General features: G+C 46.4%; 23 protein-coding genes. 14 read left to right on the top strand and 9 right to left on the bottom strand.

Features of this window, described 5'->3' with window-relative positions; all coding sequences use genetic code 11:
• Positions 1-3: 3 nt before the first annotated feature.
• Complete coding sequence (locus tag LZG94_RS15960) at positions 4-531, top strand: DinB family protein (protein WP_233792837.1); 528 nt, start codon at positions 4-6, stop codon at positions 529-531.
• A 33-nt stretch (positions 532-564) separates the two neighbouring features.
• Positions 565-2,019: an SDR family oxidoreductase gene (locus tag LZG94_RS15955; protein WP_233792836.1), complete on the top strand. Its 1,455-nt coding sequence runs from the start codon at positions 565-567 to the stop codon at positions 2,017-2,019.
• 9 nt (positions 2,020-2,028) lie between these two features.
• Here the strand turns inward: LZG94_RS15955 and LZG94_RS15950 are convergent, their stop codons facing one another.
• The 3 genes from LZG94_RS15950 to LZG94_RS15940 all read right to left on the bottom strand — a co-directional run bounded on the left by LZG94_RS15950 (position 2,029) and on the right by LZG94_RS15940 (position 4,060).
• On the bottom strand, positions 2,029-3,132 hold the full coding sequence (locus LZG94_RS15950) for a Fic family protein (RefSeq protein ID WP_233792835.1): 1,104 nt from the start codon (positions 3,130-3,132) through the stop codon (positions 2,029-2,031).
• A gap of 57 nt (positions 3,133-3,189) precedes the next feature.
• Complete coding sequence (locus LZG94_RS15945) at positions 3,190-3,477, bottom strand: DUF983 domain-containing protein (protein WP_233792834.1); 288 nt, start codon at positions 3,475-3,477, stop codon at positions 3,190-3,192.
• A gap of 82 nt (positions 3,478-3,559) precedes the next feature.
• Complete coding sequence (locus LZG94_RS15940) at positions 3,560-4,060, bottom strand: hypothetical protein (RefSeq protein ID WP_233792833.1); 501 nt, start codon at positions 4,058-4,060, stop codon at positions 3,560-3,562.
• Positions 4,061-4,165: 105 nt separating this feature from the next.
• On the opposite strand from LZG94_RS15940, the gene LZG94_RS15935 reads away from it, so the two are divergent.
• Entirely contained in the window at positions 4,166-4,537 is a 372-nt protein-coding gene (locus tag LZG94_RS15935; RefSeq protein WP_215234463.1) for a hypothetical protein, read from the top strand.
• Between the two features lie 111 nt (positions 4,538-4,648).
• Here the strand turns inward: LZG94_RS15935 and LZG94_RS15930 are convergent, their stop codons facing one another.
• Both LZG94_RS15930 and LZG94_RS15925 read right to left on the bottom strand, forming a co-directional pair.
• Positions 4,649-5,071, bottom strand: a complete 423-nt coding sequence (locus LZG94_RS15930; protein WP_215234464.1) for a hypothetical protein — start codon at positions 5,069-5,071, stop codon at positions 4,649-4,651.
• 47 nt (positions 5,072-5,118) lie between these two features.
• Positions 5,119-5,577 carry a Panacea domain-containing protein gene (locus LZG94_RS15925; protein WP_215234465.1) on the bottom strand — a complete coding sequence of 153 codons (459 nt, stop codon included), beginning with the start codon at positions 5,575-5,577 and terminating at the stop codon, positions 5,119-5,121.
• A 209-nt stretch (positions 5,578-5,786) separates the two neighbouring features.
• On the opposite strand from LZG94_RS15925, the gene LZG94_RS15920 reads away from it, so the two are divergent.
• The 6 genes from LZG94_RS15920 (at position 5,787) to LZG94_RS15895 (ending at position 12,817) form a co-directional block, all read left to right on the top strand.
• Complete coding sequence (locus tag LZG94_RS15920; protein ID WP_215234466.1) at positions 5,787-6,365, top strand: helix-turn-helix domain-containing protein; 579 nt, start codon at positions 5,787-5,789, stop codon at positions 6,363-6,365.
• A 191-nt stretch (positions 6,366-6,556) separates the two neighbouring features.
• On the top strand, positions 6,557-7,249 hold the full coding sequence (locus LZG94_RS15915; protein ID WP_233792832.1) for an HAD-IA family hydrolase: 693 nt from the start codon (positions 6,557-6,559) through the stop codon (positions 7,247-7,249).
• 29 nt (positions 7,250-7,278) lie between these two features.
• Positions 7,279-8,412: a TIGR03364 family FAD-dependent oxidoreductase gene (locus tag LZG94_RS15910; RefSeq protein WP_233792831.1), complete on the top strand. Its 1,134-nt coding sequence runs from the start codon at positions 7,279-7,281 to the stop codon at positions 8,410-8,412.
• 32 nt (positions 8,413-8,444) lie between these two features.
• Entirely contained in the window at positions 8,445-10,109 is a 1,665-nt protein-coding gene (locus LZG94_RS15905; protein WP_233792830.1) for an alkaline phosphatase family protein, read from the top strand.
• Between the two features lie 35 nt (positions 10,110-10,144).
• A complete protein-coding gene (locus tag LZG94_RS15900; RefSeq protein ID WP_233792829.1) occupies positions 10,145-11,503 on the top strand; it encodes an aspartate aminotransferase family protein in 1,359 nt (452 codons plus the stop codon).
• Between the two features lie 15 nt (positions 11,504-11,518).
• Positions 11,519-12,817: a DUF5690 family protein gene (locus LZG94_RS15895; RefSeq protein ID WP_233792828.1), complete on the top strand. Its 1,299-nt coding sequence runs from the start codon at positions 11,519-11,521 to the stop codon at positions 12,815-12,817.
• A gap of 79 nt (positions 12,818-12,896) precedes the next feature.
• Here LZG94_RS15895 and LZG94_RS15890 read toward each other — a convergent pair whose 3' ends face one another.
• Positions 12,897-13,403: a hypothetical protein gene (locus LZG94_RS15890; protein ID WP_233792827.1), complete on the bottom strand. Its 507-nt coding sequence runs from the start codon at positions 13,401-13,403 to the stop codon at positions 12,897-12,899.
• A gap of 55 nt (positions 13,404-13,458) precedes the next feature.
• Between LZG94_RS15890 and nfi the strand changes: the two genes are divergently transcribed.
• Positions 13,459-14,199 carry a deoxyribonuclease V gene (gene nfi, locus LZG94_RS15885; RefSeq protein WP_233792826.1) on the top strand — a complete coding sequence of 247 codons (741 nt, stop codon included), beginning with the start codon at positions 13,459-13,461 and terminating at the stop codon, positions 14,197-14,199.
• A 28-nt stretch (positions 14,200-14,227) separates the two neighbouring features.
• Here the strand turns inward: nfi and LZG94_RS15880 are convergent, their stop codons facing one another.
• From LZG94_RS15880 to LZG94_RS15870, 3 genes are all read right to left on the bottom strand, one after another.
• Positions 14,228-15,391, bottom strand: coding sequence for a glycoside hydrolase family 18 protein (locus tag LZG94_RS15880; RefSeq protein WP_233792825.1), 1,164 nt, complete (start codon positions 15,389-15,391; stop codon positions 14,228-14,230).
• A gap of 78 nt (positions 15,392-15,469) precedes the next feature.
• Complete coding sequence (ligD, locus tag LZG94_RS15875; protein WP_233792824.1) at positions 15,470-16,372, bottom strand: non-homologous end-joining DNA ligase; 903 nt, start codon at positions 16,370-16,372, stop codon at positions 15,470-15,472.
• A 1-nt stretch (position 16,373) separates the two neighbouring features.
• On the bottom strand, positions 16,374-17,147 hold the full coding sequence (locus LZG94_RS15870; RefSeq protein WP_215234476.1) for a Ku protein: 774 nt from the start codon (positions 17,145-17,147) through the stop codon (positions 16,374-16,376).
• Between the two features lie 431 nt (positions 17,148-17,578).
• On the opposite strand from LZG94_RS15870, the gene LZG94_RS15865 reads away from it, so the two are divergent.
• The 4 genes from LZG94_RS15865 to LZG94_RS15850 all read left to right on the top strand — a co-directional run bounded on the left by LZG94_RS15865 (position 17,579) and on the right by LZG94_RS15850 (position 21,369).
• Positions 17,579-17,791, top strand: a complete 213-nt coding sequence (locus LZG94_RS15865) for a hypothetical protein (RefSeq protein WP_215234479.1) — start codon at positions 17,579-17,581, stop codon at positions 17,789-17,791.
• 26 nt (positions 17,792-17,817) lie between these two features.
• Complete coding sequence (locus LZG94_RS15860; RefSeq protein WP_215234480.1) at positions 17,818-18,012, top strand: hypothetical protein; 195 nt, start codon at positions 17,818-17,820, stop codon at positions 18,010-18,012.
• Between the two features lie 135 nt (positions 18,013-18,147).
• A complete protein-coding gene (locus LZG94_RS15855; protein ID WP_233792823.1) occupies positions 18,148-19,377 on the top strand; it encodes a multidrug effflux MFS transporter in 1,230 nt (409 codons plus the stop codon).
• Between the two features lie 69 nt (positions 19,378-19,446).
• The gene (locus LZG94_RS15850; protein ID WP_233792822.1) at positions 19,447-21,369 is read left to right on the top strand and encodes an AAA domain-containing protein; all 1,923 of its coding nucleotides are present in this window, start codon (positions 19,447-19,449) and stop codon (positions 21,367-21,369) included.
• Positions 21,370-21,420 lie beyond the last annotated feature (51 nt).

Below are 21,420 nucleotides of genomic sequence, written 5' to 3'. Positions count from 1 at the left end.
AAAATGACAGACAGGAAATATCCGATTGGTCCGTTTGCTCCTCAGGAAAGCTACACTGGAGAAGAGTTGACCGAGTTGATTGCTACTATTGAATCCGCTCCTTCGGCCTATCGCGAGCTGGCTGCAAGCTTTTCAGAGGAGGATCTCACTAAGACTTACCGGGAAGGCAGCTGGACTGTTCAGCAGCTTATTCACCACGTGGCAGATATTCATTTGGTACACTTTTTCAGAATGAAAAAAGCCTTGACCGAACCGGATTATAAAGAGGTTACATTGATCAATATGGACGGTTGGGTCAAAACGCCGGAAGCTAATTTTTACCCTGTCAAAGATTCGCTGGCTGCTTTTGAAAGTATTGGAAACCGGTATGTGTACCTCGCCAAAAACCTTACTCCCGAGCAATTGGACATCGCGTATTTTCATCCTGTCCGTCAAATCTGGATCAGTCAGAAAAATGCATTGGCAATGTCGGCCTGGCACGTTAAGCATCATTTTGCACATATCGAGCTCGCGCTTGGGATTCTTGAATAGCGACAAGGGCACGGTTTTCGATGTTGTTTTTGTATGAAAATTCTCCTTACCGGCGCGACGGGTTACATTGGAAAACGGCTGCTCCCTGTATTGCTTGAAAATGGGCACGAAGTAGTATGTTGTGTCCGCGATAAGAACCGGTTTCCCACGGGCGGCATCTACGCGCAGCCCGGCATTTCTCTCTACGAAGTTGATTTTCTGAATGATAAAGTGGCTGAAAAGCTACCGGCTGGGATCGACGCTGCCTATTATCTCATTCACTCCATGAGTGCTGATTCAGGGGATTTTGAGAAAATGGAAGCAGTTTCGGCCAGGAATTTTATGAATCTCATCACTGATTCAGGCATTAAGCAGATCATTTATCTGGGCGGGATCACCAATAGTAAGGAGCTTTCTAAACATTTATCTTCCCGAAAAAAAGTGGAGGAAATTCTCGGTGGCAGTGCTATTCCACTCACGGCCGTAAAGGCGGGAATTATTGTAGGATCGGGCAGCGCGTCTTTTGAAATAATCCGGGACCTGGTTGAAAAACTGCCCGTGATGGTCACTCCTAAATGGCTTACTACCAAGAGTAAACCTATTGCTATCCGTAATATCCTGGAATTCCTTTCCGGTGTTTTGTTAAATGAAAAAACATTTGGCCGTTCTTTCGACGTCGGTGGCCCGGAAGTGCTGACTTACAGGCAAATGCTGTTGCAATTTGCAGAAGTACGCGGATTGAAACGCTACATTTTAACATTGCCGGTGATGACGCCCAAGCTGTCTTCGTACTGGCTCTACTTTGTCACTTCGACCTCTTTCAAACTGGCCGCCAATCTGGTCAATAGCATGAAAGTAGACGTTGTTCCGGAGAATAACGAGCTGGAACTTATGCTTGGCATTAAACCAATATCGTATAAGGATGCCGTTTCGCTGGCTTTTCAAAAGATCGAACAGAACAATGTAGTTTCCAGCTGGACGGATTCATTTGTTTCGAGTTATTCGAACACCTACATGATCGAACATATCCGCATCCCGAAAGCAGGCTGCTTTACAGACAGGCGCCAGAAAGAAATCACAGAAGATGTGGATCAGGTTGTTGAAAATATCTGGTCGATCGGTGGCCGGCGTGGGTGGTACTATGGAAACTGGATGTGGAAGCTGCGCGGATTTATGGATAAAATGGTCGGCGGAGTGGGTTTGCGCCGCGGCAGAACCAATGCACATTCCATTTATAGCGGAGATACCCTCGACTTCTGGCGGGTACTGGCGGCGGATAAGCCCAACAAAAGATTGCTGCTTTATGCGGAAATGAAATTGCCTGGTGAGGCCTGGTTGGAATTCAAAATAGTGAGCAAAGACTCCAAAAACTATCTGATGCAAACCGCCACATTTCGGCCGAAGGGGCTATTAGGCAGGTTATATTGGTACTCTGTGCTGCCTTTCCACTTTTTTGTGTTTGAAGGTATGGTCAAAAATGTGATCGGGTATCGGGAAGAGGTTGTTTGACAGCGGGTGTTACCAGATCAAAATGTAGTTTGAGCTTCTTCCGCCAGCTTCATCTTTATTCAGAATTCCTTTGTTTATCAGATCCTGGATATCTCTCCCAGCGGTGTCCTGTGAGGTTTTTGTAATTTTCGCCCACTTCGAAGTTGTCAGTTTTCCATAGAAATCATCCTGCATTTTCCTGATCATCATTTGTTGTCTCGCATTCAAAGTCACGTCTGCATTTTTGTCCCAAAAAGCTGCGCGTTGTAATACCACACCTAACATTTCGAGGGTGTTAATCAACGAATCCTTCAAGCATTGTAGGTACCATTTCAGCCAATCTGTTATGTCGAGGTCATCTTTTTGAGTCTTTTCAAGCACCTCGTAATACTCATTTCGTCGCTTCCTTATCTGTGAAGACATACTATAATAGCGTTGCGCACTTCCTTCTGCACGTGCCAGTTGCATATCCGCTATTGCCCTCGCAATCCTGCCGTTCCCATCGTCGAAGGGGTGGATAGTTATAAACCATAAATGCGCAATTCCGGATTTAAGCACAGGGTCAATAAGCTGATTACTATTAAACCAGTTTAGAAAAGTATCCATTTCTTCTTCCAGGCGAGCTGCGTCAGGTGCCTCAAAATGCACCGTTTCGCGCCCAATTGCTCCCGAAACTACCTGCATCGGGCCTTTTCCGCTGTCGCGCCATTTGCCGGTTGCAATGGTAAACATGCCGCTTCTGCCCGAAGGAAATAGGGACGAATGCCAGGCAAATAGCCGATCAGCGGTCAGTACTTCAATAAAGTTTTGTGTTGCGTCCAGCGTCATCTCCACTACACCTTCCACATTCCGGTCGGAAGGTACCAGGCCCGCAATTTCCAATCCCAGCCGGCGTGCAATGGAGGATCGCACCTGGTCAGAATCTAAATGTTCCCCCTCGATCTCGGTCGATTTAAGAATGTCTTCTGTAAGCGTTTCGAGAGTGGCTTGTGTTCGGGTCAAAAAGCCAAGTGATTGCATTCTTCCGGCAACTGTACCCTGCAGAAAACGGACTTCCCCAAGGATTGGTGAAATGCTCGATTCCTCCCAGGTGAATTCCGGCCAACCGGTTTTCTGATGAATATACAATGCCATAATCCGTGCTTTGCGGTGAATATAATCGTTATTCTCCGCAAAAATGCGGAGAATAACCTACTTAATCTCCGCATCTTCGTCAAAACCGATAAAAACATGGATCCAGATTGACCTGCCTAGTCTGATAATAATGGGTTGCAGCAGGAATAGAATAACTGTCAGTGCCACGAAAAACCAGTTCATGTCCATCTTGAAATACCCTAAAAACAAAATGGAAAGCAGCGTCATGATGAAAATGACGATCGGGAAGCTAGTCCATAACGCGCCAATATAAAAGCCAGGTTCGATCTTGAAATCCTGGCCGCAGGCTGCGCAGTGATCGGGCATATCCAGACTACCTTTCAAACTATAAGGATTTCGTTTTATAAAAAGATTTCCTTGACGGCAGCGCGGACATTTGAAGGTGATAATGCTGGCTAACTTCATGTTACTTACGGACAGGCTTCAAGCCGAGCATCGGTCTGGTCCCGATGGAAGCCGGTTGTTTCGGGAACGTCAGTAGGCTGGTAATCTCTTGCGGTTCTATATATTGACGATAGCCGGAAATGTATCTCTCAATGATAAATGCCTCTTCCCGCTCAAATGAAACCGATCCGGCTCCGATAGATGCTGACATATCATACAGCTTTTTGTGCCAGATCGCCGCGCCGAGGTTACCATCGAAATGGTAGTGATTTTCAAATCCATGATCGAATTTAAAGTGAATCGGCTTTCCCGCATTCGCGATCAGGCTCTCCGGCGTACCCGTTAATGTGATCGGAATGTAAGTTTTCTTCTCATAAATAAATCCGCCGTAGTTATTTTTAATATGTTCCCGCATATTGCGTGGCGCGTCGCCGACCAGCAATGCATCCACCAGCAAAATGAGTTTCGCTGCATTGAATTGTTCGGGGTTTTCGATAAGTGGGAGTGTTGAAATGCGTATCATCGGCGGAAAAGTTACTGAGTTGCAAAGTTAACTAACAATTGTACCGCGTTTACGGCATGATAATTTTCGATTGGAGCAAAAAATATACAAAATTCAAAAAAATCAATGACAGTAAAAACGTACAGGTTTATCGGCCTTCTGGGCGATGGACGAGAAAATTTCAGCGATAAAGAACTGGATCAGGAACAACCAACCGAGCCGGTAGTGATCGACGCATTCGGCTTTTCGGATGTGTACAGGTATTCAGGATATGTGTTTTTGAATGAAGAATGGTATAAGAAATACGATAAAAATTCCCACGCCGATACTTCGAAAATTGACAGTTTGCTCGTTAATCTGGTGAAATATGCCGTGAAAGATTCGAAGTCGGAAAATTTGGCGAAAGTGGAGGCTTACCTGCAATCTCCGCCGGAGACCGTGGAGCAGGCGATTGAGGTTTGGAAAGGGTTTTGGGATCCGGCGTTGAAGCGGATATAGCGTTTTTTGCACGTCCCCGGACTGAAGTCCGGGGTAATTGATTTTTGCCTTCGCTTCGCTGGGCTCTGACTGGTGTTATCACCAACAAAAAGCTAATACAAAACTCGCAAATCAATCGTTACCGCGGCCGCGGTTGGGGAACAGATATTTGGTGACTGCCAGGAAGAATGCGGCTACGTTGATCGTGGTGGTGGTGATCAATGCAATGGTAACCTCGTTCGAAAGTGTGAAATCAAGGTTGAAGTTGGATTGCTTGAACTGGATCGTTTTGAAGCCAACCATCAAGATTATTACAAATATCCCGAACAGCCACAGCGCGACCATCCAGAAAATGAGTTTGGCGTATTTCTTCCGCTCCTGCGTGTCCTGCCGGTAGCTTTCCAGTTCAGCTTTGTTTTTTTCCTCGGCGTAGCCCGCGGTACTTCTTGGGTCACGCGTTGCAAAGACTTGACTGTCAGTCGTAATCTGATCTGGGATATCAGACTGACTGTTGATCACGTCGGCTACATTCTGGACGATATTGGGTGATGGCATCGGTGGTGCAGGCTGGCTTTATGGCAAAATTTTACTCAAATTTCGGGTTAGGCTTCCTGGGTAGAGATATTGAAAGATTCTTTGAAATACTGCTTGGTCAGGTCCGGGTTGATCGGCGTGTTAAGTGCCCGTTTGGCAGCCACGTCCCAGGGCGAGCCCGGTAAATGCGTCCAGTTCGCGAGCTTGATACCGTCTACACTTTTGGCAATATTCCAGACATCCAGTAAAATCGATTGCGTATTGGCGTCAAGATTGAGGTCGCCCGAGGGTTGCGGCGCGGTAATTGGCTTGTCGGCCCAGCCTTTGAAAGTGTTATAAACCGAAGGAATAACGGGCCCATATCTCCAAGCCTGAATATCATCGGCCAGCAGCGGTTTTTCTGTGAGCGCCAAATGCATTCCATTGGCCAGATAAAGCACTTTCTGCAATTTCATGTTCGTGAGCGGCACGTCGTCTACAATGCCGAGATTCACGAAATAAGAAGCTACCTTAATTGCATCGTACATATCAATAATCTTAGTTTGTGAGAAGGAATTAGAATAAAAAGCAACAAAAATGTCCTGAATATAACGAAATATCTTTGAAAAATAGTTTCGTAATAAGGCTTATTGCGCTTGTAAATAGCTTTCGGTACAGAGATTTTTTTTGTGGTAAATAAAATTTAGGTCGTATCATTATACGCAGATTAAGTTAGTTTCATTTTACTTAGAGTAGCATGCAGGAAGACATTCTTTTGCAGATCAGCAATAAATTAAAGGAGGTAAGGAAAAATAAAGGAGTTACTCTTCAGGAAATTGCCGACGATGCCGGAGTGACCAAAAGTCTGGTTTCTCAAATTGAAAATAGCCGCACCATTCCCTCGCTTCCCGTCATGCTCGGGCTCATCAAAGCATTGGACATCGATCTCAATGTATTTTTCAACGATATTATTTCCAAAACACCAGGCGAAAATGTGCTGATCCGCAGAAAAGAGGACTACCAGCCATTTACAAAAGAGAATGCGAAAGGTTTTTTTTACCAGCGGATATTCAGCAAGCAATTCAAGGATAATCACATTGATGTGGTTCTTTTACGGCTCGAAAAAGATGCCAAGCGGCCGATGGTGAAGACCAATGCATTCGAATTTAAATACGTGTTGCAGGGCTCCGTTGAATACACGGTCGGAAAAAATAAGTATGTGCTCAATCAGGGCGATTCCATGTTTTTCGACGCGAACGAATTGCATAACCCCAAATGCATCGACGGCGACGAAGTATTGCTGCTCGTTATCTACTTTTTCCACGATCCTGTGTAGTCTTTCTTTACACTCCGCACTTACTTCTTCGAAAGTTAAATATAAATTAACATTCGCTTAATTTGTTTTTACGTCATTCCTTCTAGTTTTGTGAAATCAGTTCGTGTTAGCGAGCTTAGTTTACGGGTTAAGTATTACTTTACTATTGCCCATCCTAAATCAGATTTTTCACCAATTATTGAGAATTGAAAATGATAGAGTTAGTTGTTTTTGATATGGCCGGAACGACGGTTAAAGACAGGAATTTCGTCGGTATTGCCTTTCAAACTGCCATGCAATCGCAAGGTTATGATGTGGCTGTTGAAACCATTAATCCCTTAATGGGCTACGAAAAGCCGCTGGCTATCAGGATGATGCTGGAAACGCATGAAGCTGAAAAGTCAAAAATAACAGATGAATTGGTGAGCAGCATTCACAAGCGGTTTGTGGATGAAATGATCCATTTTTATAGCACCACCCAGGAAATAGCGCCGCTCCCAAACGTGGAAGAAACATTCGAAACGCTTCGCGCGGAGGGCATTAAAATCGCTCTCAATACTGGTTTTTCAAGAGATATAGCGAATGTGATCGTCGAGCGGCTGGGCTGGGCAGATAAAATAGATATGCTGGTTGCCAGCGACGAGGTGCCGCACGGTCGTCCGTTCCCGGATATGATCAATAAAATGATCGCCGAACTGCAAATCACTTCTCCCGCGAATGTCGCCAAAGTGGGTGATACCGAGGTAGATATCAATGAAGGAATCAATGCAGGCTGCAAATATGTCATCGGGATTACGACGGGGGCATTCACGCGGGAAGCATTGCAGCCACATAATCCTACTCATATTATCGACGATATCGCAGCTGTTGTGAATATCGTTTCTCCCAGTCACAGTTTGGTGTAGTCTGTTGTAAATCAGTTAGTTTTATTCAAATGAACAAATCTGCGATTGTAATCGGAGCGGGCATTGTCGGGCTGGCTACTGCCCGCGCACTGGCTGTGAGGGGCTATCAGGTAACAGTGATCGAAAGGTCTTCCAAAGCAGTGGGCGCTTCGATCCGTAATTTCGGAATGGTGTGGCCGATCGGGCAGCCGGAAGGAAAACTTTACGAACGCGCATTGCACGCCAAAAGCATCTGGAAAGAGGTACTGGCTGGCGCAAAATGCTGGTCGCAGGAAGCGGGCAGCCTGCATATGGCGTATCATAATGATGAAAAAGAAGTAATACAGCAATTCGTGGAAGTGAGCGGATACCGTCCTGTCAGTTTTCTGAATGCAGCCGAAACGCTTGAAAAATCGCCGGCTGTAAATGGAAACGGTCTGCTCGGTTCTTTGTATTCAGAAGACGAAATGATCGTGGATCCGAGAGAGGCGATCGCCGCAATACCGGGTTACCTCGAAGCGACTTTTGGCATTACATTTATCTGGAACACGGCGATTTCGGAGATCAATTTTCCGCAAGCAGTATCAGGAACGAAAAGCTGGTCGGCGGATGAGATATATGTTTGCAGCGGGCAGGATTTTGAGACTTTATATCCCGAACATTTCAGCGCGGCGCCGCTTACCAAATGCAAGCTGCAAATGCTGCGACTGGAAGCCCAGCCTGAAAACTGGCGGATCGGACCGGCCTTGTGCGGCGGGTTGTCGCTGATCCATTACCACGGTTTCAAAGCCGCCGCCTCGCTGCCCGGATTGAAAGCGCGTTACGAAAGTGAATATGCCGAACATTTGAAATGGGGTATTCACGTCATGGCGTCGCAAAATGGTCTGGGAGAGATCACAGTGGGCGATTCGCACGAATATGCACTCACGTTCGATCCTTTCGACAGGGAATTTATCAATACCATGATCCTCGATTACCTCGCCACTTTCGCGCGGTTCAAGTCGCCAAAAGTATTTCAGACCTGGCACGGGATCTATCCCAAACTGACAAATGGAAAAACTGAGATCGTGATCAGGCCCGAAAGCGGAGTTACTATTATAAACGGGCTCGGCGGCAATGGAATGACACTTTCTTTCGGTTTGTGCGACGAAGTGATAGGAGGTACCTACGCACCTATTGACTAAATATAGCATTTACTATTCCTAAATCCTTTCCTATGAATCCAATCCGGGTTTTGGTCGCTCTTACCATCTGCTCAATTGCATTGACTTCCTTTCAAACATCAAAAGAAGGTCCCGCCGGGATCGAACATGTGATCGTGATCGGTGTCGACGGACTCAGTCCTGAAGGTATTAAAAAAGCTAAAACGCCATTTATCCAGAAAATGATCGCGGGCGGAAGTGTGAAATGGAATGTGCGCACGGTACTTACCTCGGCGAGCAGCCAGAACTGGGCATCGATGATCATGGGCGCCGGGCCGGAACAACACGGCATCATTAACAACGACTGGGAAATGGACGATCACACTTTGCCCGCAATTGTGAACGAAGCCGACGGTCGCTTTCCAACGATTTTCAGTGTGCTGCACAAGGCGCGGCCCGATGCGGAAATTGGTGTGGTTTATCACTGGGATGGATTCGGGAGGTTATATCAAAAGAATGCAGTCAATTACGACAAACGATTCTCCACGGAAGATTCCACTGCTGCCGATTTTATCCAATATATTAAAACTAAAAAACCGGCACTCGGTTTCATTCATCTGGACCACGTAGATCACGCGGGGCACCACGGCGGGCATGGTTCGGCCGAGTATTATCAATCTGTTTCCAAGGCTGATTCGCTGGTAGGGCAGATATTGAAGGGAATTGAAGACGCGGGGATCATGGATAAGACGCTCGTGATCCTCTGGGCAGATCATGGCGGCATTGGTTACGGACACGGCGGTGCCACGCCTCAGGAAGCTGAGATAGCAGGTGTTTTTTATGGGAAGAGTGTAAAAAAAGGATACGAAATCGCACAGCAGGTTTATACATACGACCTGGCTTCCACGATCGCATTTGCACTCGGAATCGAGCAGCCTTATGCCTGGATCGGGCGGCCGGTAAAGCCTGCCTTCGAAGGTTTGAATGAGCCTGAGAATCTCTGGCTGGGCGAAAAAGCAGTTCAAATACCAGTCATTTTCCCGGACAGAAATCTCTACGCACAAGCCGGCGGACTTTATATTGATAAAAAACCTTCGGTGAAAATAGAAACCAAGGCGAATAATGGCGTGACGCGTTACACCACCGATGGGACCGAGCCTGATCAGTCTTCTCCGGTTTACGAAAAGGAATTTACAGTCGACAAAACGACCGTAGTCAAGGCGAGGAGCTTTGATGAAAAAGGAAATCCGAGCCAGCGCGCCACTGCTTATTTCAGGGTATTGAATTCGGGTAGCGGCAATGGACTGACAGCCACTTTTTTCACAGGAAAAGAATTGAAGAAACTGCCTGATTTTACCAAAACACAAAAAGAAACCAGCTGGACCTCGCCCGAATTCAATATGGAAAAGGAGCGGATCAGTAAGTTATTGAAAGCTGGTAATGAGAGTTTTGCATTGCGATTCGAGGGTTTTATACAAATTGACAAACCGGGCAAATATACCTTCTACACCCAGTCTGACGATGGCAGCAAGCTGTTTATCAATGGAAAAGAAGTGGTGGACAATGATGGGAACCACGGCGTGAAAGAGGAATCCGGTTCTGTGGAATTGAAGGCAGGCAAACACCCGATTAGGGTCGAATACTATAATAATGGAGGCGGGTTTTGGCTCGATGCATTTTACAAAGGTCCCGGGCTGACCAAGCAGCTGATACCTGCGGACAAGCTTTTTATTAAATAAGGAAAATCAAAAAACACTTCCTGACAGCTCACAAAATGGCAGAAGCGCACAACCGAACAGAAGGAGATATTAACCTATCGTCCGCCCGGCGCGAGTGGTATGCATTGATCAGTGACCCGGAAACGGTTTCCTATCTTCACGAAGATGAAACGCACTTTCTGCACCAGTCGCTGTCAACACCCTGCCTGGATGTGCTTGCTTCCTGTGACGGTATTTATCTCACTGATATTCAGGGTAAAACTTACATGGATTTTCATGGTAACAATGTGCATCAGCTAGGTTACCGCAATCCTTATATTGTCGAAAAACTGAAAGAGCAGCTGGATATTCTGCCTTTTTCCCCAAGAAGGTATACCAATGTGCCCGCTATTGAGCTGGCCAAAAAGCTGGGTAGTCTGATGCCGGGCGACCTGAACCGCGTGCTCTTTGCGCCGGGCGGCACTTCGGCGATCAGTATGGCATTGAAGCTGGCGCGAGTTGTGACGGGGAAGCACAAGGTTATTTCGCTTTGGGACTCATTCCACGGCGCTTCACTGGATGCGATCTCGGCTGGCGGAGAACTGGATTTCAGGAAAGATATGGGACCGTTAATGCCCGGTGTTGAGCGAATTCCGCCACCTATGACCTACCGCGGGCCTTTTTCAGCAGCCGGAAACGGCGACCTGCCTTATGCGGATTATCTGGAATATGTGATTGAAAAAGAAGGTGATATTGGTGCATTTCTGATCGAAACAATCCGGAATACCGACGTACAGATCCCGTCGCAGGAATACTGGCAAAAGGTGCGGCACATTTGCACGAAACACAACGTTTTGCTCATCCTCGACGAGATCCCGATCGCATTCGGGCGTACGGGCAAAATGTTCGCATTTGAGCATTATGACTTGGAGCCGGATATTGTTTGCCTCGGAAAAGGACTCGGCGGCGGTATCATGCCAATGGCGGCGATCGTGGCGAGAGACAGTTACAATATCGCTCAAAACATTTCCCTGGGCCATTTTACGCACGAAAAAAGTCCGCTCGGCTCCGTAGCTGCGCTCGCGATGTTTGAATACATGGAGCAGAACCAGATCCTTGAAAAAGTAATGCAGGACGAGGAATTTGTGCGGGAAGAATTGAATGGACTTAAAGCAAAGTTTCCGTTGATCGGCGATGTGCGCGGGATAGGGTTATTGTGGGGAATTGAATTGGTTACCAACCGTGAAACTAAGGAAAAAGCAGTGAAGCAGGCAGAGATCGTGATGTACGAATGTCTGAAAAACGGACTGAGTTTCAAGGTCTCCCAGGGAAATGTGATCCAGCTTTCGCCACCGCTCATTATCACGCGCGGGCAATTGAAAGAAGCTTTGGCAATACTTGAAAATGCATTGAAAACCGCGTCGGGCGCAGTCTGACAAAAATGAGGGAATATGCGACTGAAAGAATTACTTGCCCGCTCAAATGCATTGTTTATTCTGTGGGCTATTATCGCCTCTTTTGGAGCTTATTTCTGCATGTACGCATTCAGGAAGCCGTTTAGCGCAGGTTTATATGAAGGCTTGCAGTTGGGCGATATCAGCTATAAAGCGGTTCTGATCATTGCGCAGGTCGCCGGTTATACGCTCTCAAAATTCATGGGGATCCGGGTTATTTCAGAGTTAAAACCAGGTACCCGGATCGCATTTGTGATCAGTCTTGTCGTAATAGCCGAGCTGGCGCTGCTGGGTTTTGGTCTGGTACCACATCCTTACAATTTCCTTTTCCTTTTCTTGAACGGACTCCCGCTGGGGATGGTTTGGGGCGTTATTTTTAGTTTTCTCGAAGGTCGGCGGTTTACGGAAATGCTATCTATCGGGCTTAATATCAGCGTGATAGTCGCCTCCGGTATTTTAAAAACTACCTATCTTGAAATCCACCTTTCATTTCCTGCAATATCCGAATTCTGGATGCCGGCACTGATGGGCGGAATATTTCTTCCTTTCTTTCTGCTGTTTGTCTGGATGTTAACCTTCATTCCTGCGCCCACCAAGGAAGATATCAGGTTACGCGCAGAAAGGCCGCCGATGACGCAGGCTGATAAAAAGGAGGTGATGAAACAATTCGGCTTTCCGGTATTCTGCCTCGTTATTTTTTACGGGACGATCGTCGTAATGCGCGATTTCAGGGACAATTTTATGATTGAGATCTGGAATGAAATCGATGCGCACTGGGTAAGCAGCGTATTGACCCAAACCGAAATGATCACCGGCTTTATCGTGCTGATCATTATCGGCTCGCTCGCATTCGTCACAGATAACCGGAAGGGTTTTAGGATCACAAATTTTATTTTGCTGTCGGGAATCCTGCTGATCGGCGGCGCGACTTTCTTATTTGAACAAAAACTGATCAGCGGCTTTTCCTGGATGCTTTTCCTGGGAATGGGCTTGCTGCTCAACTATACCCTGCTCCAAACGGTACTTTTCGACCGAATGATCGCACTGTACCGCATCCGCGCAAATGCCGGGTATTTCGTTTATATCTGCGAAAGTATGGGTTATATGGGCAGCGTTGGATTGCTGTTATATAAGGAGTTTTTTCTGAAAGAGCTCAGCTGGTCCCACGTGCTGATGCAGTTTTCTTACCTCCTGTTCGGAGCTGGGTTTTTGCTGCTGCTGCTGAGCAATATTTACCTGGCAAAACGGGCGGGCAGACAATCGCCCAAAAATGGCTCTCCCCTTGCTGTAATTTAAACCGGGCCCAAAAAAAGGGAAGCTAGCGAATAGCTTATTCAATACTGGCGAATGTTACTACTTGTACTGACTGATTGAGTTACTCAGTTTTGCATTTGATCAGAATATAATCAAGATCTCCTTTCGCTGAAAAAGCGGCTATTTGGGTGTATTTTTCATAATTATCCCAGCGCTTGATCTCGTCTTCATCCAGTTTGGGTTCAATGTTTTCTTTCAGATTAAGCAATCCCAGGATCACGCGATTTTCAAACTCGTAGTCCGACAGATCTTTCAGAACAATGCGGTCTGCAATCTCATTGATAAAAATGATCTCGATCTTACCTTCCCGGTAAATGCGTTTTGGGCATTTCTCACACCCGGCTTTTGCGTCGCTGAAATAGCTGTCGAGCTTGCCCGGCCCGAGTATCGCTTCTACCTCCTGCTCATTTCTGAACGCAACCTGTCCCAGGTCCAGCGCTACGGTCACTGTGGCATTTTCATCGTGTTCATCCAGGACGAAAAACTTGACAAAAACAGCAAGAAGGATGATAATAAAAACAATGAATTTCCAATTTGCCCATTTGCGCTTCACCGTACTTTGTTCCATGAGGATGGTCTGATTTTTTAATTGAAGATATTTAATCAGGTAAACAACGAATATCATGCCAGCTTCTTTGAATCAGATTGTCCCTACGCCGCAGTCGAACTACGACCAGCTTTCCATTACGGAGGCGACGGGAATTCAAAAAAAGCTGCGCGGATTTTTGAACCTTGATCCGTTGGAAAAGCAGATCAGGACGATTGCAGGTGCGGATATTTCATTGTCACTCGGCAGTGATACTGTTTATGCAGGGATGATTATCCTCAGCTATCCGGATTTGCAGCCCGTTGCCTATTCACTCATCAAAAGCACCACGGCTTTTCCCTATGTGCCGGGGTATCTTGCATTCCGCGAAATTCCGGCGCTGTTGCAGGCTTACGAACAAATTCCTGATAAACCCGATGTTGTGATGTTTGATGGAAACGGCTTTCTGCACGCCCGGAGAATGGGTATTGCTTCCCACTTTGGGGTTTTAACAGATACTGTCACAATGGGCTGTGCGAAGAAAAAGCTTGCTGGCATTTACCAGGAACCGGGCGAAAGTCGGGGCGCGTATACGCCGGTGATAGACAAAGGGGAGCAGATCGGTTTTGCACTCAGAAGTAAAGAAAAAGTAAAGCCGGTGTTCATTTCGCCGGGGCACAATATGAGCTTTGAGGATAGTATGAATATCACATTGAAGTGCCTTAATAAACACCGACTTCCCGAACCAACCCGAAAGGCCCACGAATATGTGAACCTTTTCAGGAATGGGGAATTAGAGGAAGGTTACCACGAGATCAAAGAGTTGCCGCTATTCTAACCGCCCTGCCGCCTTGACCTCCAAAGAGCTACTTCAAAACCTTATCGATCTCGTTTAGCAGGTAATTTTTCGGGTCAGAATCGTATTCCCAGAACATAACGCCGGCCAACTTGTTGTCGAGTACATATTGACATTTGTCCCGAATCGATTGCTCGTCTTCATAGCTCAGTATCTGGCCCGTTTTTGCATTGAGCAGATAAGGTACCTTCGCGACATCGTCACGCATTGCTTTGAAGCCTTTTTGATCTACCAGACTATCTTTTACATAAGTATAACCCTTGTAATACTCCTGATTGGTCTGTTTTTGTCCCAAACCATTTTCCAGTTTCGCGACCGTAAACATCCGGCTGTAAAACGGCAGACCAACCACCAGTTTATTCATCGGTACGCCCGCCGCGTGGAATGCTTTTACAGCCTTATCAACCGAATGTGCAGCTTTGTATTTGTCGCTCTGGTACAAACTTGCGTGATGCACCACGGTATCTCCCTGAAAAAGATCGTAGGTCATTAAGTTTACAAAGTCCAGATATTCAGCAGCTTTGCCCATTTCTGTTGTATTCAAAAACGGAACGAAGCCGGCGGTTGCGGTAGTGAGGAGCTTATCTTTTCCTGATTCTTTTTCTAAAACATCCAGTTCTTTGCGGATCGCTTCGAACATCAATGTATAATTTTGTTTGTCCTCTGGCCTGTAAACGTTTCCTTCTTCACCCGGAATTGCAGGGTATTCCCAGTCAATATCCACACCGTCGAGTTTGTATTTTCTGATAATATCCACCGAGCTGGCTGCGAATTTTTTCCGGGCTTCTGCCGTGAGCACTGCGTCTGAAAAATTCTCACTCCACGCCCAGCCGCCGATCGAGATCAGGATTTGGAGGTCAGGATTTTTTTCCTTGAGTAAATTGAGCTTGCGGAAATTGGTAGAATCGGTTTTTTCATTTGTCAAGAATGCTTTACCGTCTTTTACATCTACAAATGCGTAATTGATATGCGTCAGCTTATTGGCTTGTATATTCTCAGTATCGAGCAGCCCGTGGAAGCCGCCCACATACCCGATCACGACCGGCCGGGATTTGGTCTCAGTCTGAGAACCTTCATTTTTTTGTTCTGATTTACAGGAGGAGGCAAAAAGCAGCGAACCGGATAATAAAAGCAGTGCGCCGGAAATCTGTCTGACAGATTGGAGAGTAACCATCGGATTGGGGTTGAGTGAAGCATTAAAATAAATATTACTTCAACTCAACTCCTAATAAAATCGGCATTGCACCGCGGTTTAATCCGCTTCGTGCATGTTTTCCAGCTTTTGAAGCGCTTTCTTAATGTCAATACCTTTACCCAGCACACCTTTGAACAGATCGCCTTTTTCCTCCACCCGCTGCAAAATATTTTTGATTGTAAAATCGCTGGTTTTCAGGCCGCTTTTGACCTCTTTCCATTCCAGCGGGGTCGACACAGTGGCGCCGGGTTTTGGTCTTATGCTGTACGCGCAGGCAAGCGTCTGCCCGATCCTGTTTTGGAGATAATCGACGTAAATGTGGTTTTTCTTTCTTTTGGCCAGAGACCTTTCCAAGGTTGTAATGCCGGGCAGCATTTCGGTGACCATACTAGCCATGATTTCGGCAAAATCGCGTGCTTCGTCGTAGTTGTATTTTTTATTGAAAGGAATATAAACATGCAATCCCCGAGACCCGCTTGTCTTGCAAAAACCTTCATAGCCGATCTTATCCAGTATTTCCTTAATCGCCAGCGCTACCTCGATTACCTCTTCAAAAGTGTTTTTAGGAGAAGGATCAATATCCATGACGATGTAATCTGGGTATTCCAGCTTATTGACGGTCGAGTTCCAGGGATTCATTTCAATGCAGCCCAGATTGGCCACATACAGCAAACTTTCCACATCATTACAAACGAGGTAGTTTACCATTTTATCCGTGGATTCAGCATGTATCTCCACCGTTTTCACCCAGTCGGGCGCTGAATCTCCTGCGTCTTTTTGAAAAAAGCCGGGCTCCGTAATCCCGTTGGGCTGTCGCCGCAGGGAGAGTGCGCGGTTTTTGAGATAAGGTAAAATATACGGTGCGATCTTACTGTAATATTCCAGCAGATCCCCCTTCGTGATCTTTTCGTCGGGCCAGTATATTTTGTCGAGGTTGGTAAGTTCCGCTTGCTTTTTCATATCAGGAAGCTTTTCGTTTCGGTGCGCTCAAACTTTCTTTCAGCTGCGCCATCAAATCCTTGCTCTTCGAATGTACGATTTTCATTTTCGGCGTAGCAGGTTTCTTGCCTTTCGCCTTGGCCATGATCAGTTTCAGCAGGTTTTCATTGTAGGTATCCTTGTATCTCGAAATGTCGAAATCGGTGGTCAGCTGCTCGATGAGCTGCACCGCCATATTCATTTCGGCAGGTTTTACTTTAATATCCGGGATATTCAGTTCCTCGGAATCTCGGATCTCCTCGGCGAAACGAATTTTATTGAGTATCAGCAAATCCCCTGCGGGCTTGATTAATACCAGGCTTTCGCGGTTGCGGAGAACGTAAGTTCCAAGCCCGGCTTTCCCTGTCTTTTTCAATGCATCGCGCAGCAATGCGTAAGGTTTCGCGCCAGATTTTTCGGGTTGCAGGTAATAGGGGGTTTCATAGTAAATGCTGTCAATATCCTTTTCGTTGACGAACTCGGCGATCTCGATGATTTTGCTTTTTTCGGGGCTAGCCTTTTCAAAATCCTTATCGTCCAGGATCACATAATCGTCTTCTACCTTGTAGCCTTTCACGATATTTTCCCACTGGACTTCCTTGCCGGTATTTGCATTCACGCGGTGGAATTTGATATTGGCGTGGTCTTTTTTATCCAGCATATCAAGGTCCAGCTCGCTGCCCTGCGTTGCACTGAAAAGTTTGACGGGGATACTAACAAGGCCAAATCCAATGGCTCCTGACCAAATAGCTCTCATAATTGTTGCTCGGCTGATTTCAATAGCCAATGCATTCAAAATCCGTGCCTTCGGCGAAAAGGCGTCGCCGCATGTTCGTTGGTGACAACACCAACAATGGCGGTAGAGTTGGTAAATTACCAACTATGAAAAGCGAACTGTACCCTGGATTCCAATCCGCGGACAACACAAACGCTCCTTCCACCGACCACATTTTTACACAGCAAGCCAGCATAATCTCACTTTTTCAGAGAAAAGTATAAATTTTTTTTCGTTTTGTAACCTGTTTGAATTCAGTTAATTACTTATCCAAGAATGATTGAATCACTACTGCCGGACTCAACATTTGGGTTCTGCATACCTCACTTGCCGGGAATCTGGCACATCTTTTTAATAAAGCTTTTCGAAAACAATTTCACAGCAGATATTCCACTCGAAAATCAATATCAAATATGGTAGCTTCATTAGGTAACAACGCAATCAATACTTTAAAGCCAGGCGCAGTACTTACGGTAACAGGTGCCATTAATGAAACAGATGCTCAGAAAGAAATTGCAGATTTCCTGCAATCAAGTAACAGAACTGATTTGGGATATTTCCCTATTTCGAAAGACTACTTTTTGCTGTATATGAAATCGGGGGGTACTGTAAGTGGAATTGCATAAAGTTTAATTTTTCGTTAGTAAGAGACATGGTACAGTCAGGTACATTTCAATTGTTGGGGCAAAAGCTCATTAATATTATTATCCATAGAGACGACGTAGTGAAGATAGCACCGATTAAAAAAGGGCAGGGAACCGTCATTCATCTGAAAAACAAAGTTCCTTACGTCGTAAGTGAAAGCGAAAGGGAAGTTTACGAAAAGCTTAACTGGATCGCAGCATAACATTATCTATTGTCATGGAAATAAAAGAGAGGCTTCGGGAAACCGGTGCCTCTTATTTTTTGTACCAATAAGCGCAATGCACCGAACCTGCTCGGGTATATGCATGTTACAGTTTCGCTACACCACAAAGTTCAAATGCCAAAAAAGACATATTTCTTCCTGATTTTAATCCTGGGAAGTCTCACCGCACTCGGTCCGTTTTCGATCGATATGTACCTGCCGGGCTTTCCAGCAATTGCCAAAGACCTTAATACCACAGCCGCAAAAGTATCACTTTCACTTTCCGGATATTTCGTCGGAATATCGCTGGGGCAGCTGCTTTACGGACCTTTGCTCGATCGTTTCGGGCGTAAAAAACCGCTTTTCATTGGTTTGGTTGTGTATATTCTTGCATCAATCGGCTGCGCATTTACAACGAGCATCGATGGCCTGATCGTGTTTCGGATCATTCAGGCAATAGGCAGCTGCGCGGCCGCGGTAGCCTCTGTCGCTATGGTACGCGATCTGTTTCCGGTTAGTGAGAATGCGAAGGTATTTTCTCTTTTGCTGCTCGTCGTGGGTGTTTCGCCAATGATCGCGCCTACGGTTGGCGGGTATGTGACAGCTATGTTCGGCTGGCACGCGGTGTTTTTTATATTGACAGGAATGGGTATCGCTATTTTGCTAGCCACGATTTTGTGGCTTCCCGACAGCTATAAGCCTGATAAATCCATGTCGCTGAAACCGAAGCCGATTATCATGAATTTCCTGGCTGTAATTCGCGAGCCCCAGTTTTATACCTATTCTATCACCGGCGCTGTCGCTTTTGCGGGGTTGTTTGCCTATGTGGCCGGTTCGCCTATCGTTTTTATGGAAGTTTTTCACACGGATGAAAAAGTATACGGGTGGATCTTTGCATTTCTTTCCGTCGGATTTATCGGTTCCAGCCAGCTGAATACGTTTTTTCTGCGGCGGTTTAGTAGTGAGCAGGTGGTAAATGCTGCATTGATCTGTCAGGTAATTATCGGAATTGCATTCCTGATCGCCGCGCTGAGCGGGTTACTAACACTTACCTTCACACTCGTTTTTCTGTTTTTCTTCCTTTGCTGCGTAGGTTACACTTTCCCGAATGCAGCAGCACTTTCGCTGGCTCCTTTCTCGAAGAATGCCGGCAGCGCCTCCGCATTAATGGGCGCATTTCAAATGGGAATGGGCACTTTGATTTCTGTCGCGATCAGTATGTTTGAGGTACCTTCGCTGATTCCGATGGTTGCCGCGATGGCATTCTCAGCATCGGCCGCATTGCTGATCCTGGTGATCGGCAGAAGGTTTATTACTACCAAAGTGGAAGTAAGTGCGGGTGCTGATGGCGGGGTAATGCATTGAAGAGTTGGGGAGAAGGGAGGAAGGGAAGATGGAGGAAGGGGAGGAGGTTCTGGTAAGATTATGAAAATTATGAGTGAATATTTTAGGAAACTTCTTGATTTACTGAAAGTTGAGCGTGAGGAGGATAGGCAGGCTTATATCCGGATGACGGAAATGGCGTCTGTGTCTGAGCGCCGGGCTAATGGATTGGCCTGGTACCCTATTGCGATACGTGGAAATGAAATGAGCCGGGGCGACTACCTGACTGTGGAAGTAGAGCGCACAACCCACCAGGATCTGCCGCATCAATTACGGTTTGGAATGCCTGCCGTTTTGTTCAGTAACCACGAACCGAAGAAGGACCGGGTGGAAGGAGTTATCTCACACCAAAGCGGTAACAGACTCAAAATCACATTAAAAACCGACGAGCTACCCGATTGGTCGCGCGACGGAAAGCTGGGGATTGATCTGTTGTTTGACGACAATAGCTACGACGAAATGCAGAATGCATTGAAAACGGCGTCGGCGCGTGCGGAAAGTGAGAAGGATTCGCATTTAATAAGCGTTTTGACCGGCGAAAAATCTCCTTCTTTTGATGATACACTTCTGAAAATTGATATACCTAAATTAAACCCCTCACAAAACGAGGCTGTCAATAAAATTCTGTCAGCCAATGAATTGGCGATTGTGCACGGTCCGCCGGGAACCGGGAAAACGACTACTTTGGTGCAGGCTGTTAAAGCAATGCTGCTGAAAGATCGCAAACAGATCCTGGTCGTCGCGCCGAGCAATACTGCTGTGGACCTGCTGAGTGAAAAATTGAGTGAAGAGGGGCTGGAAGTGTTGCGTGTGGGAAATCCCGTGCGCGTTTCGGAGCGGCTGCTTTCGCTTACATTAGATAGTAAAATGGCAGCGCATAGTCGGATCAAAGATATTAAGGCGCTGAAAAAGCAGGCGGGCGAGTACAAAAATATGGCGCATAAATATAAGCGGCAGTTTGGAAAAGCCGAGCGCGAGCAGCGGAAAGCACTTTTTGACGAAGCCCATAAAATCATGAAAGAAGTCGCGAGCATCGAGCAATATGTGACCGACGATCTTTTGGCTAAAACACAGGTAGTAACCGCCACGCTGGTCGGGGCGAACCACTATACGGTCAGAAGTTTGAATTACCATACCGTTGTAATAGATGAAGCCGGGCAGGCGCTGGAACCGGCCTGCTGGATCCCGATATTGAAAGCGGAGAAGCTGGTGCTGGCTGGCGACCATTTGCAACTGTCGCCCACGATCAAATCGGCCGAGGCGGCCCGGAACGGACTGAGTACGACCTTGCTCGAAAAATCAGTAGCAGCACATCCGGAAGCAGTAGTGTTACTGGAAGAGCAATACCGTATGAACGAGGCAATTATGGGTTTTTCTTCCAAAGTTTTTTACCAAAATAAACTAAAAGCGCACACATCGGTAGCGACGAGCACACTATTCCCTGGCGATTCTCCGCTGGCATTTATCGATACCGCCGGTTGCGGTTTTGATGAAAAATTGCAGGGTACCAGTTCTACAAATCCCGAGGAAGCCGCATTTTTGTTCAAACATTTGTCGCAGCTCGTAAATGAGCTGACAGAAGCAAATAAAAAGCCGCTTGATATTTCCCAATTCCCTTCAATCGCCATTATTTCGCCTTACAAAGAGCAGATCAATATCCTGAAAGAGCAGCTGTTGCACGCGCCTGCGCTGAAAGATTATCTCTCTAAAATCGCTGTGAATACGATCGACAGTTTCCAGGGGCAGGAGCGGGATGTGGTGTATATCAGCATGACGCGCAGTAATCCCGAGGCAGAGATCGGATTTTTGTCAGATATCAGGAGGATGAATGTGGCTATGACGCGGGCGCGGAAGAAACTTGTCGTGATCGGGGATAGCGCCACTTTGTCTTCGTTGCCGTTCTATACAGATTTCATCGCCTATGCTGAGGAACTTGGCGCTTACCAGAGTGCGTGGGAATTTGCAGATATTTAGCAAATACACAAATACTATTTTTTTTCCAATGCAACCGGATTAGATTTAAGC

Origin of the sequence: Dyadobacter sp. CY343 (assembly GCF_021390335.1) — a bacterium.
Classification (GTDB): domain Bacteria; phylum Bacteroidota; class Bacteroidia; order Cytophagales; family Spirosomataceae; genus Dyadobacter.
This window is presented reverse-complemented; position numbering and strand designations above follow the sequence as displayed.

Excerpts from the sequence above, each read along its gene's own strand:
- LZG94_RS15930 (WP_215234464.1), bottom strand. The coding sequence starts at position 5,071 with ATGCCATCACCCAATATCGTCCAGAATGTAGCCGACGTGATCAACAGT.
- LZG94_RS15955 (WP_233792836.1), top strand. The coding sequence starts at position 565 with ATGAAAATTCTCCTTACCGGCGCGACGGGTTACATTGGAAAACGGCTG.
- LZG94_RS15865 (WP_215234479.1), top strand. The coding sequence starts at position 17,579 with ATGGTAGCTTCATTAGGTAACAACGCAATCAATACTTTAAAGCCAGGC.
- LZG94_RS15855 (WP_233792823.1), top strand. The coding sequence starts at position 18,148 with ATGCCAAAAAAGACATATTTCTTCCTGATTTTAATCCTGGGAAGTCTC.
- LZG94_RS15850 (WP_233792822.1), top strand. The coding sequence starts at position 19,447 with ATGAGTGAATATTTTAGGAAACTTCTTGATTTACTGAAAGTTGAGCGT.
- LZG94_RS15860 (WP_215234480.1), top strand. The coding sequence starts at position 17,818 with ATGGTACAGTCAGGTACATTTCAATTGTTGGGGCAAAAGCTCATTAAT.
- nfi (WP_233792826.1), top strand. The coding sequence starts at position 13,459 with ATGCCAGCTTCTTTGAATCAGATTGTCCCTACGCCGCAGTCGAACTAC.
- LZG94_RS15910 (WP_233792831.1), top strand. The coding sequence starts at position 7,279 with ATGAACAAATCTGCGATTGTAATCGGAGCGGGCATTGTCGGGCTGGCT.
- LZG94_RS15895 (WP_233792828.1), top strand. The coding sequence starts at position 11,519 with ATGCGACTGAAAGAATTACTTGCCCGCTCAAATGCATTGTTTATTCTG.
- LZG94_RS15960 (WP_233792837.1), top strand. The coding sequence starts at position 4 with ATGACAGACAGGAAATATCCGATTGGTCCGTTTGCTCCTCAGGAAAGC.
- ligD (WP_233792824.1), bottom strand. The coding sequence starts at position 16,372 with ATGAAAAAGCAAGCGGAACTTACCAACCTCGACAAAATATACTGGCCC.
- LZG94_RS15925 (WP_215234465.1), bottom strand. The coding sequence starts at position 5,577 with ATGTACGATGCAATTAAGGTAGCTTCTTATTTCGTGAATCTCGGCATT.
- LZG94_RS15870 (WP_215234476.1), bottom strand. The coding sequence starts at position 17,147 with ATGAGAGCTATTTGGTCAGGAGCCATTGGATTTGGCCTTGTTAGTATC.
- LZG94_RS15915 (WP_233792832.1), top strand. The coding sequence starts at position 6,557 with ATGATAGAGTTAGTTGTTTTTGATATGGCCGGAACGACGGTTAAAGAC.
- LZG94_RS15905 (WP_233792830.1), top strand. The coding sequence starts at position 8,445 with ATGAATCCAATCCGGGTTTTGGTCGCTCTTACCATCTGCTCAATTGCA.
- LZG94_RS15950 (WP_233792835.1), bottom strand. The coding sequence starts at position 3,132 with ATGGCATTGTATATTCATCAGAAAACCGGTTGGCCGGAATTCACCTGG.
- LZG94_RS15900 (WP_233792829.1), top strand. The coding sequence starts at position 10,145 with ATGGCAGAAGCGCACAACCGAACAGAAGGAGATATTAACCTATCGTCC.
- LZG94_RS15935 (WP_215234463.1), top strand. The coding sequence starts at position 4,166 with ATGACAGTAAAAACGTACAGGTTTATCGGCCTTCTGGGCGATGGACGA.
- LZG94_RS15880 (WP_233792825.1), bottom strand. The coding sequence starts at position 15,391 with ATGGTTACTCTCCAATCTGTCAGACAGATTTCCGGCGCACTGCTTTTA.
- LZG94_RS15920 (WP_215234466.1), top strand. The coding sequence starts at position 5,787 with ATGCAGGAAGACATTCTTTTGCAGATCAGCAATAAATTAAAGGAGGTA.
- LZG94_RS15940 (WP_233792833.1), bottom strand. The coding sequence starts at position 4,060 with ATGATACGCATTTCAACACTCCCACTTATCGAAAACCCCGAACAATTC.
- LZG94_RS15890 (WP_233792827.1), bottom strand. The coding sequence starts at position 13,403 with ATGGAACAAAGTACGGTGAAGCGCAAATGGGCAAATTGGAAATTCATT.